The organism is Candidatus Pantoea soli (genome assembly GCF_007833795.1).
Lineage (GTDB): Bacteria > Pseudomonadota > Gammaproteobacteria > Enterobacterales > Enterobacteriaceae > Pantoea > Pantoea soli.
In genome coordinates, this window is the sequence record NZ_CP032702.1 from 3,026,063 (window position 1) to 3,041,481 (window position 15,419).

A 15,419-nucleotide genomic window follows, 5' to 3' on the forward strand; every position below is an offset into this window, starting at 1 on the left:
ACGGTAAAAAACCCATCTTAGCAGTGTTAACGCCGGAGTCATGCCACTATGCAAACATTCTCTTCCCAGGGTAGCCATCACCTCCCCGAACAGACTGTGCATACCGATGTATTGATGGCGGGCGGCGAACTGGCGGGCATCTGCGCCGCGCTGGCCACCGCCCGGTTCAGTGATGCCAGCGGCAATGGCGTCCCCGGCTTTCTGGCCTGGTTCGCGCATCGTATGGGGCGGAAACCCCGGCGGTGTTCAGTGAAAGATGGAGCGCGGCGCACAGTTCGGCCATAAACCGTGGCACACCATCTGCTCAGCGCCCCGGGCCGCTGACGCCTGCAGTTTGATTACCTGGCAGACAGCGGCCGCTATCTGTTTATCGCTTTTGCGGAGCAGCCCGCTGCGGAGATGGCGCTTTCCCGCCAGCGTCTGCCCGGCATCATGAGGGTGTTTAACAGCCTGAACCGGCGCGTTGCCCGGCGTACCCGCCAGATCAATAACGGCGATTACGCCATGGAGACGGTCCAGATGGCCACGTGGCGGCGGGCACGCCCCATTGCATCACGCACTATCGCTTATGGCTGGAAAACGGTTTGCTGGCTGAGGTCAGCGATAAACATGACTCGCTGTGCCATCACGCCATACCGGTCAGTGTCCGCTTCAGCCACCTCCGGCTGGCGTTGCCGGCCAGCGCCGGCGCCCTTCCCGCCCTGCACCTGCATCAAAGCGCGGCTATCCCCTGACGCGCCAGCTGGAAGGCAATGCACCACATGACGCCGCCCACCAGCAGGTTAATGATGCGCTGCGCTCGCACGGTGCGCAGCCGCGGTGACAGCCACGCCGCCAGCAGCGCCAGGCCAAAGAACCACAGCACGGAAGCACTCACCGTGCCCAGCGCAAACCAGCGGCGGGTGTCCGCCGAGGGTAACTGGCTGCCCAGGCTGCCGAGCACGACAAAGGTATCCAGATACACATGCGGATTGAGCCAGGTGACCGCCAGCAGCGTGGCAATAATGCGCCAGCGGCCCTGTTTCAGCGCCGCATCGCCGGTCAGCAGCGTATCGCCCTGCCACGCGCTGCGCAGCGCGCCCCAGCCATACCACAGCAGAAAAGCCACCCCGGCCCAGGTGATCGTCAGCAGCAGCAACGGTGACTGATGCAGTAACGCGCTGCCGCCAAAAATGCCGCCACAAATCAGCACAATATCGCTCAGCGTACACAGAGACGCGGTCATCAGATGATAGTGGCGTTTAATGCCCTGGTTCATGACGAATGCGTTTTGTGGCCCCAGCGGCAGGATCAGCGCCGCCCCCAGCGCAAGCCCTTGTAAGTAAACAGATAGCACAATGATTTCCTGTGAAACAGAGAGATGCGATGCAGTATAAGGAGGCGCGGATATTAGCGGAAATGGAAAGATTTAATCGGCTATTAGCAGAAATAATAAGGCCGCCCTGCGGCGACCTGTGTACATAATGGCAGGGTTTGCGCCCTGCTCTGCCAGCATGGCTTATTCGCTGCGTGCCGGCGGCTGCTGCGTGCTGACCTGATGCAGGTGCACATCCATCTGCGGATAAGGAATACCGATGCCGTGCGCATCCAGCGTACGTTTGAAGTTCTTCATCAGATCCCAGTAGACGTTCTGCAGATCGCCACTTTTGCTCCAGCAGCGCACCACAAAGTTCAGTGAAGAGGCAGCCAGTTCATTCAGGCCAATCTGGATACCCATCTCTTTCAGTACGCGCTCATCCGCTTCCACCACGTCACGCAGCAGGCCGATAACCTGATCCACATCGGCATCGTAGGCCACGCCGATAATAAATTCGTTACGGCGAATCGGCTCGCGTGAGAAGTTAATGATATTGCCGGCGATGATTTTGCCGTTTGGCACCACCACAATTTTGCCATCTGCGCTTTTCAGCGTTGTGGAGAAGATCTGCACATTCTGCACCGTCCCCATCACGCCGCCGAGATCGACAAACTCACCGGTTTTGAACGGACGGAAGGTGACCAGCAGCACGCCGGCCGCCAGATTAGACAGCGAGCCCTGCAGCGCCAGCCCCACCGCCAGACCGGCCGCACCCAGTACGGCGATCACCGAAGCGGTCTGCACGCCTACGCGCCCCAGCGCGGCTATCAGCGTAAAGGCAATGATGCCGTAACGCACCAGCGCGGAAAGGAAATCCGCCACCGTGGCGTCAATGTGGCGCGCCAGCAGCACGCGATTGACCGCGTTAGAGATGATACGGGCAACGAACATCCCGATGATGATGGTGATGATCGCCGCAACGATATTCACCGCATAGCTCAGGATCAGCGCCTGATTACGCACCAGCCAGCCGCCGGCGTTATGAATGCCATCAACGACATTTAAATCTTCCATTTGTTAGCCCTGTTGTTGAGTTTCCCGCAGGAAAGTACAAAAACTGCCAGATTTAATCCGACACTCCCGCTAACAAGGGTAAACAAAAATGGGACAGAGCGCCAAAAAAGCGCTGAATGGATTCACTTTTCCAGACCGGACGCATAAAAAAAGGCCCTTTCGGGCCTTTTTTGTACCGCAGGCAAAAATTACAGTACGTCGACAGCGTTCAGCTCTTTGAAAGCCTGCTCTAAACGCACAACCATGGAAGATTGTGCAGAGCGCAGCCAGACGCGTGGATCGTAGTATTTCTTGTTCGGGCTGTCCGGGCCGTTCGGGTTGCCCAGCTGCCCCTGCAGGAAGGCTTCGTTGGTTTTGTAGTACTGCAGGATGCCGTCCCAGGTTGCCCACTGGGTATCGGTATCGATGTTCATTTTGATCACGCCATAGCTGATCGACTCTTCAATTTCTGCCGCAGAAGAACCAGAGCCGCCGTGGAACACGAAGTCCAGCGCGTTGTGCGGCAGGCCGTGTTTTTCACAAACGTATTTCTGTGAATCGCGCAGGATGGTTGGGGTCAGCTTCACGTTGCCTGGCTTGTACACGCCGTGCACGTTACCAAAGGATGCAGCAATGGTGAAACGCGGGCTGATTTTGCTCAGCTCGGTGTAAGCGTAATCCACATCTTCTGGCTGGCTGTACAGTGCAGAGGCGTCAACGTGGCTGTTGTCCACGCCATCTTCTTCGCCACCGGTCACACCCAGTTCGATCTCCAGCGTCATGCCCATTTTGTCCATGCGCGCCAGATACTTGCTGCAGATTTCGATGTTTTCTTCCAGAGACTCTTCAGACAGGTCAATCATGTGTGAAGAGAACAGAGGCTTACCGGTTTTTTTGAAGTGCTCTTCGCCGGCATCCAGCAGGCCGTCGATCCACGGCAGCAGTTTTTTCGCGCAGTGGTCAGTGTGCAGGATCACCGGCACGCCATACTGTTCGGCCATCAGATGCACATGGTGCGCACCGGAAATGGCACCAAAAATGGCGGCGCCCTGAGGTTTGTCAGTTTTGAAGCCTTTACCGGCGATGAAGGCGGCACCGCCATTGGAGAACTGAACGATGACCGGCGCTTTAACTTTGGCCGCAGCTTCGAGTACCGCGTTGATGGAATCCGTGCCGACGCAGTTAACTGCAGGCAGAGCGAATTTGTTTTCTTTCGCTACTTTGAAGATCTTCTGAACGTCATCACCAGTGACAACGCCGGGTTTTACGAAATCAAAAATTTTAGACATGGTTGTGTCCTGTTTCGTTACCGTTCATCCCGCAGAGGGACGTCGATTTTTTGCCCGGAATGGGCAAGCCTTCAGACGGCGCAGCCGCGCCGCCCCCAAAAGTTACTGCTTCGCACGCTCTTCAAGCATGGCAACCGCAGGCAGTTTTTTGCCTTCCACGAACTCCAGGAAAGCGCCGCCGCCGGTAGAGATATAGGAGATCTTGTCTTCGATACCGAACAGGTCGATTGCCGCCAGGGTGTCACCGCCGCCGGCCACAGAGAAGGCATCACTGTCCGCGATCGCGTTAGCGATAATCTCGGTGCCTTTGCGGAAGTTAGGGAACTCAAACACGCCCACCGGACCGTTCCACAGGATGGTTTTCGCTTCTTTCAGCAGCTTCGCCATCGCCTGTGCGGTTTCATCACCGAAGTCCATAATTTCTTCGTTATCTGCCACTTCGGAAACCTTTTTCACGGTTGCCGGTGCAGTTTCAGAGAATTCCGTGCCGACGCGGGAGTCAACCGGAACCGGGATACCGTACTGATCGCGCAGGCCTTTGGCCGCTTCCACGAAGTCTGGTTCGTACAGGGATTTACCGACGTTGTTGTCGATCGCCACGAAGGTGTTAGCGATACCGCCGCCAACAATCACGGTGTCCGCGATTTTTACCAGCGACTGCAGCACATCAAATTTGGTCGAGACTTTGGAACCGCCCACTACCGCGACCAGCGGACGCTGTGGGTTGCTCATCACTTTACCCAGTGCTTCCAGCTCAGCGGACAGCAGCGGACCGGCACAGGCGATAGGTGCGTGCTTACCCACGCCGTGGGTAGAGGCCTGCGCGCGGTGCGCAGTACCAAACGCATCCATGACAAAGACGTCGCACAGTGCGGCATATTTCTTCGCCAGGGTTTCGTCGTCTTTTTTCTCGCCTTTGTTGAAGCGGACGTTTTCCAGCACCACCAGCTCACCGGCACCGACTTCCACGCCATCCAGGTACTCTTTCGCCAGCGTCACCTGGGTGCCGTTCAGCTTATCTTTCAGGTAGTTAACAACTGGCAGCAGGGAGAACTCTTCGTTGTATTCACCTTCAGTCGGACGACCAAGGTGTGAGGTAACCATCACTTTCGCGCCCTGTTTCAACGCCGCTTCGATGGTAGGCAGAGAAGCACGAATACGTGCGTCTGACGTCACTTTCCCTTCTTTCACTGGTACGTTGAGATCGGCGCGGATCAGAACGCGTTTACCAGCAAGATCCAGATCGGTCATCTTAATTACAGACATGGTGAACCCTCTCGTTGATTCTCATAAGTTTTGCCAGACGCAATCCGCGTCTTACCTGAAACCGCTTGCGGCCATTGCTAACGTGGTGTCGATCATGCGGTTAGCAAAGCCCCATTCGTTGTCACACCAGACCAGGGTTTTGATCAGGTGATGACCGCTGACCCGCGTCTGCGTGCCGTCCACTATGGCACTGTGCGGATCGTGGTTAAAATCTACTGAGACTAACGGTAATTCCGTATAGTCAACTATACCACGAAATGCCCCCTCTGACGCGTTTTGCAGCAGCGCGTTGACCTCGCACGCCCTGACGGCTTCACGTACTGAGACGCTTAAATCAATCGCTGTCACGTTGATAGTCGGCACGCGTACTGCAATCGCTTCAAAGCGATCGTTAAATTTCGGAAAAATACGGGTGATGCCTGCCGCCAGCCGCGTATCCACCGGAATAATGGACTGACTGGCTGCCCGCGTGCGGCGCAGGTCGCTGTGATAGGCATCAATCACCTGCTGATCGTGCATCGCGGAGTGAATCGTCGTAACCGTACCGGATTCAATGCCAAAGGCGTCATCCAGCAGTTTGATCACCGGGATAATGCAGTTGGTGGTGCAGGAGGCGTTAGAAACAATGCGATCGCTTTGCTGCAGCGCCTGTTCATTGACGCCAAACACCACGGTGGCGTCGAGATCGTTGCCGCCCGGATGCGAGAACAGCACCTTCTTTGCGCCAGCCAGCAGATGCGCTTCGCCGTCCGCCCGGCTGCCGTAGACGCCAGTGCAATCCAGCACGATATCCACATTCAGCTCCCGCCACGGTAGAGCCGCAATCTCTGCCAGATGCAGAATGCGAATGGTGTCATCGCCAACCAGCAGCTGGTCCCGTTCCTGCCGCACATCAAAGGCGAACCGGCCGTGGCTGGTATCGTATTTCAGCAGATGCGCCATGCCGGCGGCCTCTGCCAGTTCGTTGATGGCCACAACGGTGATTTCCGCGCGGCGACCGGTTTCATACAGTGCCCGCAATACATTGCGGCCGATACGGCCAAACCCATTGATGGCAATACGAATGGTCATCTTACTTCCTGCTACCACACCTGAAAAAACGTGCCAGATACCTTGAGCGTTTCACGCGGGTTTGTACAGGAAATTCTGGCGGCTCCGGCGCGATCGCGTCAGGCGGCTCACCGGCAACTGAAACGGTTCAGCTACAATAAAGCATGTGAGGAATAACAGGAATGATTGCGATCAACTGCGCTGCTGATTATTGGATCTGCGTCACAATTTTTCTGGAGGACATTATTACTGCAGGAATAATTGAACCGTTTCAGGTGAAGGGATAAAAAGGCTGATATCGTGCAGAGCGGTCAAATCCGCCGGCAGGGCTTTCGCGGTCGCGGCGTACATTATCGCCCCGGTTTAACGCGCAACGTTCACCTTAAAACGCGCCGCTGCAGAACGCAGCGGCGCAGAGGATCACGCGAAATTACAGGATGGATTTCGCGGTGTTAACAACGTTCTCAACCGTAAAGCCGAACTCTTTGAACAGCAGCTCTGCCGGGGCAGACTCACCAAATGTGGTCATGCCGACAATCGCACCGTGCAGGCCGGTGTACTTGAACCAGTAATCGGCGATGCCCGCTTCGATAGCCACGCGCGCGGCGACCGCTTTCGGCAGCACGGATTCGCGGTATGCCGCGTCCTGCTTGTCAAAGGCATCGGTAGACGGCATGGAAACCACGCGGACTTTGCGACCTTCAGCGGTCAGCTGCGCGTAAGCCGCTACCGCCAGTTCCACTTCGGAACCGGTGGCGATCAGGATCAGCTCTGGCGTGCCTTCACAGTCTTTCAGCACGTAACCGCCGCGCGCCACGTTTGCCAGCTGCGCCGGAGTACGCTCCTGCTGCGCCAGGTTCTGGCGGGAGAAGATCAGTGCGGAAGGCCCATCCACGCGCTCAATCGCGTACTTCCAGGCCACAGCGGATTCAACCTGGTCACAGGGACGCCACAGGCTCATGTTCGGCGTGGTACGCAGGCTGGCCATCTGCTCAACCGGCTGGTGGGTCGGGCCATCTTCGCCCAGACCGATTGAGTCATGGGTGTAGACCATAATCTGACGGATTTTCATCAGCGCGGCCATGCGGGCAGCGTTACGGGCGTATTCCACGAACATCAGGAAGGTGGCGGTGTACGGCAGGAAACCGCCGTGCAGCGCGATACCGTTCGCGATAGCGGTCATGCCAAATTCACGCACGCCGTAGTGGATATAGTTACCGGCTGCATCTTCGTTGATCGGTTTTGAGCCAGACCACATGGTGAGGTTGCTCGGTGCCAGGTCAGCAGAGCCGCCCAGATATTCCGGCAGCAGTTTACCGAACGCTTCGATGGCATTCTGCGAGGCTTTACGGCTGGCAATTTTCGCCGGGTTCGCCTGCAACTGCTCAATGAACTTCTGCGATTCGCTTTCCCAGTTAGCCGGCAGCGCATTGCGGGTACGGCGGGTGAACTCGTCAGCCAGCTCCGGGAAGGCGCTGGCGTAAGCGGCAAACTTCTCGTTCCAGGCGCGCTCTTTGGCCTGACCGGCCTCTTTCGCATCCCACTGCGCGTAGATCTCAGACGGGATCTCAAATGGCGCGTGGTTCCAGCCCAGCTGCTTACGGGTCAGGGCGATTTCGTCGTCGCCCAGCGGCGCGCCGTGGGAGTCGTGCGTGCCGGCTTTGTTTGGTGAACCAAAACCGATAACGGTTTTGCACATCAGCAGCGAAGGCTTATCGGTCACCGCTTTGGCTTCTTCCACCGCTTTTTTGATGGCGTCTGCGTCGTGGCCATCCACGCCGCGCACCACGTGCCAGCCGTAGGCTTCAAAACGGGCAGCGGTGTCGTCGGTGAACCAGCCGTCGATATGGCCATCAATTGAGATGCCGTTGTCGTCGTAGAACGCCACCAGCTTGCCCAGTTTCAGGGTACCGGCGATAGAGCACACCTCATGCGAGATGCCTTCCATCATGCAGCCGTCGCCCATGAACACATAGGTATGGTGGTCAACGATATCGTGGCCCGGACGGTTAAACTGCGCCGCCAGCGTGCGCTCGGCAATGGCGAAGCCAACCGCGTTAGCGATGCCCTGCCCCAGCGGGCCGGTGGTGGTTTCCACGCCGGCGGTGTAGCCGTATTCCGGGTGGCCTGGAGTTTTTGAATGCAGCTGACGGAAGTTCTGCAGCTCGCTCATCGGCAGATCGTAACCGGTGAGGTGCAGCAGGCTGTAAATCAGCATGGAGCCGTGACCGTTCGACAGCACAAAGCGGTCGCGGTCTGCCCACAGCGGGTTAGTCGGATTGTGGTTGAGGAAATCACGCCACAGCACTTCGGCGATGTCCGCCATGCCCATCGGGGCACCCGGATGTCCCGATTTCGCTTTCTGTACTGCATCCATACTTAACGCGCGAACGGCGTTGGCAAGCTCTTTACGAGAGGGCATCTTCTACTCCAGGTCGGATTAATGCTCCGCCACGCTTAACTTATTGTAATTAATCAGTTATAAGGCGAAGCGAGAAAAAAGTCGCACATCAATGTACATGAAAATAAGGGCAAAAGTACATGTGTCAGGGTGCTAAATCTGCGGGCAGAAGGTTGCAATTCCGCGCATGTCTGCTAGCCAGAATCGCTGTGGCACGCTATAACCAAAGCGTTTAAACACCTGCAACCGTTTTCGGGTGTTTGTTTAACGACTTGTTACGTAAAGGATGCTGATATGAAAGTACGCGCCACGATTCTGGCTCTGGGGATGGCTTCGCTGCTGAGCGGCTGCGAAGGGATGAATAACAGCGGTTTACTGCAGTCCGGCGCGCAGGCGTTTCAGGCTTATACGCTGAGCGATGCGCAGGTGAAGCAGTTGAGCGATCAATCCTGTGCGCAGATGGATAAGGATAATCAGGTGGCACCCGCCAGCAGCAGCTACCAGCAGCGGCTGAACAAAATCGCCGCCGCGCTGGGCGATAACATCAACGGTGTCCCGGCGAACTATAAAGTCTATATGACCAAAGATGTGAACGCGTGGGCCATGGCAAACGGCTGTATCCGCGTTTACAGCGGCCTGATGGACATGATGTCGGATAACGAAGTAGAAGGCGTGCTGGGCCATGAAATGGGCCACGTGGCGCTGGGCCATACGCGTAAAGCGATGCAGGTCGCGTTTGCGACCACCGCAGCGCGTAATGCGGCCGCTTCCGTTGGCGGCGTGATTGGTTCACTGTCGCAGTCGCAGCTGGGCGAGATGGGCGAAAAACTGGTTAATGCCCAGTTCTCTCAGACACAGGAGTCACAGGCGGATGACTACTCGTACGATCTGCTGAAAAAACGTGGCATCGATCCCACCGGTTTAGCCACCAGTTTTGAAAAGCTGGCGAAGCTGGATCAGGGACATCAGAGCTCCATGTTTGATTCGCACCCGGATTCTGCGGCCCGTGCGCAGCATATTCGTGAGCGTATTGCCGCTGACGCGAAAAAATAACAGCGCGGGGGCCATGGTGCCCCCGCCCTGCCCGTCAGCCTTTGTTCGCAGCCTGCACGTGCAGCATATCCAGCGCCAGCGTCGCCGCAGCCAGTGACGTCAGATCGGCGTGATCGTAACCTGGCGCCACTTCTACCAGATCCATCCCGACAATGTTCATGCCCTGCAGCCCGCGAATCAGCTTGGTGGCTTTATCGCTGGTCAGGCCGCCAATAACCGGCGTGCCGGTGCCTGGCGCATGCGCCGGATCGAGGCAGTCGATATCAAAGGTCAGGTAAACCGGCAGATCGCCCACCGTGCGCTTCACTTCAGCCAGAATGTCATCAACGCTGCGATCGTTCACCTGCGCCGCATCCAGCACCTTAAAGCCCAGACTCTTATCAAACTCGGTGCGAATCCCGATCTGCACCGAGTGCTGCGGATCGATCAGCCCCTCTTGCGGCGCGGTAAAGAACATGGTGCCGTGATCAAACGTTGGGCCGTTGGAGTAGGTATCGGTATGCGCATCAAAATGCACCAGCGCCATTTTGCCAAAGTGTTTCGCGTGCGCGCGCAGCAGCGGCAGGGTGACATAGTGATCGCCGCCAAACGTCAGCATGCGCTTGCCGTTAGCCAGCAGTTTCTCTGCGTGTGCCTGCAGCTTGTCTGAGAGATCCTGGGAGTCGCCAAAGGCGTACACCAGATCGCCGCAGTCCACGACCTTCAGGCGCTGACGCAGATCAAAATCCCACGGCCAGCGGCAGCCTTCCCACGCCAGATTGGTGGAGATCTGACGGATAGCCCCCGGCCCCAGACGACTGCCCGGACGACCGGAGGTGGCGGCATCGAACGGCACGCCGGTGATGACCCATTCGGCGTCGCTGTCATACGGCTGGAAGTTAAGCGGGAAGCGCATAAAACCAAATGCATTTGAGACCAGAGAGTTGTCGTACTGGTTACCCAGAGTGTTGTACATAACGTGTCCTCTTGAAGTGCTCAGGTTGAGGCTGCCAACCCGGAATATTCAGGTATAGATGAAAAAAATCCCCTCCGCGTCGTTAGGCCCGACGAGGAAGGGATGAGATAGCGGTGATTATCGCGGAGATTTTTGCGCCCTGCAATCTCCAGACGCTTAGCGCTCGCGCATCGCCTCTTTCGCCTTGTTAAACGGCTTAATCAGATAATCCATAATGGTTTTTTCGCCGGTTTTAATGTCCACCGTAGAGACCATGCCCGGACTGATTGAAAAGCGCCGGCCCGCCTTGTTCTGTACATAGTCGTTATCGGTGCGGATAAACACCCGGTAGTAGTAGATCTCAGGCTTCACCTCATCCTGAATGGTATCCGGCGAAATGCTCTCCACCACGCCGTTCAGGCCGCCGTAGATGGCGTAATCATACGCCGAGATCTTCACCACCGCGCGCTGGCCCGGATGGATAAAGGCGATATCGCGCGGCGACAGACGGGCCTCAATCAGCAGGCGATCGTTCATCGGCACAATGTTCATCAGCTCGCCGTTAGGTGGAATCACCCCGCCCACCGTCGAGACTTTGATGTTTTTGACCACGCCGCGCATCGGCGAACGGATGGTCAGCCGCGTCACGGTATCTTCGCGGCCTTTAATCACCTGCGCCAGACTGTCGGCCTCGGCGCTGGCCTTGGCCAGCTCCTCGCGCGCCTGCACATAGTATTGCGAACGCATGTCGGTGAGTTTCAGTTCCAGATCCGATTTATCCCGCTGCAGCCGCAGCACCTCCACGCTACTGGCCGCACCGGTTTTCGCCAGCCGCTGCGTAATGGCCAGCTCGCGGTTCGCCAGCGCCAGCGAGGCGTTAAACTGCCGCGTGGCGTCGTTGAGCTGCGCACGTTTGGTTTTATACAGCCGCGTCTCTGAGGCGATGAGATCGGGATAGGCCTTCAGCTCCGCCGGGAACACCAGCGGATCGTCATTGACTTCGGCCCGCAGCCGCGCCGCCGCAGCCAGCGCCGCACGGTAGCGGGCCGCGCTCTCGCCCACGCTGGACTGCGAGCGCGTGGCATCCAGCTTTGCCACGATCTGCCCGGCCTGCACCTGATCGCCCTCATGCACGTAAAGCTCGGTGAGAATGCCGCCCTCCAGCGACTGCAGCACCTGATCGCGCGAGCTGGGGATCACTTTGCCGGTGCCGGTCGAGACCTCATCCAGCACGCCAAACCATGCCCACACCAGCGCCACCAGGATCAGCGCGGTACTGATCACAATCAGCCGTACCGCGCCGGTGTAGTGGGTCTCCGATTTCAGTTCACCCAGCAGATCGTCTGACGAATCCACCTCGGCGGCCGTCACCAGCCGCAGTTTTGCCGGCAGTTGTTTCATCATGATTGCGCTCCCGGCAGGTTCTCACTGGCGCGCGCGCCCGGCAGCGCCTTTTCCTTCGGACTGTCCATCACCAGCTGCCCCTCCTTCAGCACCAGCACGCGATCCACCAGGGACAGGATCGCCGCGCGGTGTGTGGCCACGATCAGCGTGCGGCCGTTCAGCCAGGCACCCAGCCGCTCAATGAACTCTTTCTCGGTGTGATCGTCGAGTGATGCCGTCGGCTCATCCAGCAGCACAATGTTGGGATCGCGCAGCAGCATGCGCGCCAGCAGCAGCGACTGCCGCTGGCCGCCGGAGAGCCCGACGCCGCCCTCCATCACCGGGTGATCCAGCCCCAGCGGCAGGCGGCGGATAAAGTCAGCGCCGCCGCTGACCGTCAGCGCGGCAAAAATTGCGTCATCGGTGGCGTGCGCCGCGCCCATGGTCAGATTTTCCCGCAGCGTGCCGTGGAACAGGCGGGCGTTCTGCGTCAGCAGCCCGACATTGCGCCGCACATCGGCCACGTCAATCTGCGGCAGGCTGAGGTTATCCAGCCGCAGCTCGCCGCCCACCAGATCCATACCGCCCGCCATCGCCTGCAGCAGTGTGGATTTACCGGAGCCGTTGCGCCCGAGCACCGCCACCCGTTCGCCGGGCTGAATGGTCAGGGATTTGATGCGCAATGCCACGGTCAGGGAGTCGGTGTAATAGCGGAACATGGCGTCGGTAAACTGATAGTGCCCAAACAGTACCGGACAGTGAATGCGCGTCTCCTCCTGGCTGTTTTCCACCGGCAGCGCCATCAGCGCGTCCAGGCTGCTTTTTGCCGCTTTCACCTGCTGCCAGCGCGCCAGCACACCGCACAGCGTGGCCATGGGCGCAATCATGCGCGATGAGAGCAGCGAGGCCGCCACAATGGCACCGGTGGTGATATCACCGTCGATCACCATCGGCGCACCCACCACAATCACGGTAGCGTATACCAGGCCCTGCACCGTCACGCCCCAGCTGATCAGGGAATGCATCACCTTGCGCATCTCCACGCCGGACTGCGCGGTAATGCGGATATAGCTGTTCCACTGCTGCAGAAAACGGTCTTCCGCCTGCATCAGCTTGATATCCTCCAGCCCCTGCACGCTCTCCACCAGAACCGCATTACGCAGCGTGGACTCTTTCAGGTTCTGCTGCGCCAGCTTTGCCAGTTTTTTCTGGCTCAGCAGCCCCGGCAGCACCATCAGCAGGACCGCCACCGGCGCGATCCACGCCAGCTGCGGCGCAATGATCGCCATGACCAGCATAAACAGCAGGAAAAACGGCATATCCACGATGGCCGTCACTGTGGTGGAGGTCACCATTTCGCGGATCGCTTCCAGCTCGCGCAGCTGGGAAATAAAGGTGCCGGTAGAGCGCGGTATAACGCTGTTGCGCAGCCGCAGCGCGTGTCCGAATACGCGGTCCGAGACGCGCATATCCGCGCGTTTCCCCAGCAGATCGGTGACGTGATCGCGCCCGACGCGCAGAATATAGGTAAACACCACCGAGATGATCACGCCGATATAGAGCACATAAAGCGTGGGATAAGACTGCGCCGGAATCACCCGGTCATACACCTGCATAGAGAAGATAATGCCCACCAGCGCCAGCAGGTTGATCAGGAACGCCCCGAGCATCACATAGCCGTAAGGGCGCAGATCGTGCAGCACCAGACGGCGCAGCCAGTCGGCTTTCACCGGTTTCAGATAGCGATCCACCCGGCTGTCGCGCGCGGCGCTAACCGGGCGCAGTGCGGCGGTGTAGCGAATCGCCGGCAGCAGCGTCGCCAGCGCCAGCGGGGCCGGCTGCTCCTCGCCGGCGAAGTGCACACGCACTTCATCCTCTCCGTCAAAACTGGTGATCACGCCGACCTGTCCATCGGCCAGCTCCACCGCCAGCGGCAGCCGCCAGCGGGTGATTTCCTGATTGTTCTCCTGGTAAAACTGCAGCGACAGACCGGCCTGACGTGCCAGATGGCGCAACGCTTTATCGCGCGTCTGCCTGCCCTGCCACTCGCTGGCGGCCATGATCATGCCCGGCGAACAGGGCAGGCGGTAGTGCGTGGCGATGAGAATAATGGCCGTGGCCCAGCCGTTGAGCGGCATCTGGCCGCCGCTGGCGCTGTCGGCGCGGCCCTCAGGCCCGTCGGGAAGCGATAATTGCGTCATGGCTGAATCTCCACGGACTGAATACGTTGATTATTCAGCGCAAACGCCGACCGCATCTGCCCGGTGCTGTATAAGCAATCAAGCTGCAGTGAGCGTAACTGACTGATGGTTTGCTGCAGGGTAAAGCGGGTCTGGAACACTTCCTGCTCGGCGTTCAGCACGTCAAGCAGCGGGCGGGTGCCCAGCTGCAGATACTGATCCTGATAGAGCTGCTGGGTCTTCTCGCCCAGCTGCTGCTGGCGGCTCATGATGGCAAGGCTTTGCGACAGGCTCAGCGCTTCATTCTGCGATTCACTCAGCTGCTGGCGTGCTTTCAGCCGGGCAGAGTTCACCGCCGCGTTGGCCGCCTGCAGTGCGCTGGCGGCGGCATCGCGCGCAGCGGTAATGCCGCCGCCCTGATAGAGCGGCATCTCCACTTTGACAAACGCCTGATACTGCGTGCGATCCAGCGTGTCACTGCCGGAATAGTGGTTATTGAGGTAGTGCGTCACCTGCGGTTCAAGGGAGATGGTCGGCAGATTCTGCGCATTGGCGTTGTCCAGTTTGGCCTGCGCCTGGCTGGCCTGCGCCCAGGCTGCCAGCACCGCCGGATTGTTTTTATCATCAGCGCGGCCCGCCGCGCAGGCGCGCGTCAGCGTCACCGGAAATTCATCACTGACCTGCCTGATCTGCGGCCAGCCGAGGTAGGTTGCCAGCGTGGCGCGCCAGCGATCCAGATTGGCCTGATACTGCGTCAGCGTGGTCCGTGCGCCTTCAATGCGCGCATCGGTCTGCGTGGCATCAGAAAGCGAAGCGGCACCTTCTTCATTACGCTGCCGTGCCAGCTCGCCGATTTTGCCCAGCGCCGCCAGCTGATCCTGCGCGATCTTCACCAGCCGCTGATAACCCTGCACTTCCACCAGCGCGGCGGCGGTGTCATGCGCCACGGTATCAATGCTCACCAGTACATTGGCCTGCTCCTGCGCCACGCCGGCTTCGGCTGAGCGCACGGAACTGCTGACTTTGCCGAAATCGTACAGCATCTGTGATACCGATAAGACAAAGGACGGGCTGAAGCCTTTTTCCCGATAGGTATTGCTGTAGCCGTTGTTCATACCGGCACTGATCTGCGGATAGTATTTGGCTTTTGCCACATCCACCTGACTGGCCTGCTCCAGCAGCCGGCCGATGGCCTGCGCAATGTCCGGATGCCACTGCACTGCCCGCTGCACTGCCTGATTGAGGGTTAAGGTATCCGGCAGCGTGACCAGCGCGGGCTCCGCCACCTGGCCGGTTAAAGCGGGAAGATCCTGCTGCTGTTGCGCCAGCTCCTGTGAGGTGATGCGTCCGGCGCGCGTCAGGGCGTCACTGGCGGCGTAAAGCGAAGTCGTGTGAAAAAAAACGAGGCCCGCGCAGAGTGCGCTGAGCTTACAGGTACGGCGAGAGAGTGCGCCTGATTGCATCAGATCCATCGATTGTCCACCAGTCAAAATAGAGAAAGGGGCACATCCTG

The 15,419-nt window shown here is 58.6% G+C and carries 12 protein-coding genes; 2 read left to right on the plus strand and 10 right to left on the minus strand.

All coding sequences use genetic code 11. The features are described 5' to 3' along the window. Nucleotides 1-48: 48 nt before the first annotated feature. Nucleotides 49-285: a hypothetical protein gene (locus tag D8B20_RS14075; protein ID WP_145889441.1), complete on the plus strand. Its 237-nt coding sequence runs from the start codon at nt 49-51 to the stop codon at nt 283-285. 427 nt (nt 286-712) lie between these two features. Here D8B20_RS14075 and argO read toward each other — a convergent pair whose 3' ends face one another. From argO to tkt, 6 genes are all read right to left on the minus strand, one after another. Continuing rightward, nucleotides 713-1,336: an arginine exporter ArgO gene (argO, locus tag D8B20_RS14080; RefSeq protein ID WP_145889442.1), complete on the minus strand. Its 624-nt coding sequence runs from the start codon at nt 1,334-1,336 to the stop codon at nt 713-715. 162 nt (nt 1,337-1,498) lie between these two features. Continuing rightward, the gene (gene mscS, locus D8B20_RS14085) at nt 1,499-2,371 is read right to left on the minus strand and encodes a small-conductance mechanosensitive channel MscS (protein WP_145889443.1); all 873 of its coding nucleotides are present in this window, start codon (nt 2,369-2,371) and stop codon (nt 1,499-1,501) included. Between the two features lie 188 nt (nt 2,372-2,559). Then, the gene (gene fbaA, locus D8B20_RS14090) at nt 2,560-3,639 is read right to left on the minus strand and encodes a class II fructose-bisphosphate aldolase (protein WP_145889444.1); all 1,080 of its coding nucleotides are present in this window, start codon (nt 3,637-3,639) and stop codon (nt 2,560-2,562) included. Between the two features lie 102 nt (nt 3,640-3,741). After that, a complete protein-coding gene (gene pgk, locus D8B20_RS14095) occupies nt 3,742-4,905 on the minus strand; it encodes a phosphoglycerate kinase (RefSeq protein WP_145889445.1) in 1,164 nt (387 codons plus the stop codon). 51 nt (nt 4,906-4,956) lie between these two features. Further along, the gene (epd, locus tag D8B20_RS14100; protein ID WP_145889446.1) at nt 4,957-5,976 is read right to left on the minus strand and encodes an erythrose-4-phosphate dehydrogenase; all 1,020 of its coding nucleotides are present in this window, start codon (nt 5,974-5,976) and stop codon (nt 4,957-4,959) included. 409 nt (nt 5,977-6,385) lie between these two features. Continuing rightward, nucleotides 6,386-8,377 carry a transketolase gene (gene tkt / locus D8B20_RS14105; protein WP_145889447.1) on the minus strand — a complete coding sequence of 664 codons (1,992 nt, stop codon included), beginning with the start codon at nt 8,375-8,377 and terminating at the stop codon, nt 6,386-6,388. Between the two features lie 273 nt (nt 8,378-8,650). On the opposite strand from tkt, the gene loiP reads away from it, so the two are divergent. Beyond that, nucleotides 8,651-9,409, plus strand: coding sequence for a metalloprotease LoiP (gene loiP / locus D8B20_RS14110; protein ID WP_145889448.1), 759 nt, complete (start codon nt 8,651-8,653; stop codon nt 9,407-9,409). A gap of 34 nt (nt 9,410-9,443) precedes the next feature. On the opposite strand, the gene speB is transcribed toward loiP, so the two are convergent. The 4 genes from speB to D8B20_RS14130 form a co-directional block, all read right to left on the minus strand. Continuing rightward, complete coding sequence (gene speB, locus D8B20_RS14115) at nt 9,444-10,364, minus strand: agmatinase (protein WP_145889449.1); 921 nt, start codon at nt 10,362-10,364, stop codon at nt 9,444-9,446. A gap of 156 nt (nt 10,365-10,520) precedes the next feature. Beyond that, the gene (locus D8B20_RS14120) at nt 10,521-11,744 is read right to left on the minus strand and encodes an HlyD family type I secretion periplasmic adaptor subunit (RefSeq protein ID WP_370664134.1); all 1,224 of its coding nucleotides are present in this window, start codon (nt 11,742-11,744) and stop codon (nt 10,521-10,523) included. Further along, complete coding sequence (locus D8B20_RS14125) at nt 11,744-13,927, minus strand: type I secretion system permease/ATPase (RefSeq protein WP_145889451.1); 2,184 nt, start codon at nt 13,925-13,927, stop codon at nt 11,744-11,746. Before D8B20_RS14125 ends, D8B20_RS14120 begins: the two co-directional genes overlap by 1 nt. Further along, nucleotides 13,924-15,378 (minus strand): TolC family outer membrane protein, encoded by a 1,455-nt coding sequence (locus D8B20_RS14130; RefSeq protein WP_145889452.1) that lies wholly within the window; start codon nt 15,376-15,378, stop codon nt 13,924-13,926. The genes D8B20_RS14125 and D8B20_RS14130 overlap by 4 nt, the downstream gene beginning before the upstream one ends. Nucleotides 15,379-15,419: the final 41 nt, after the last annotated feature.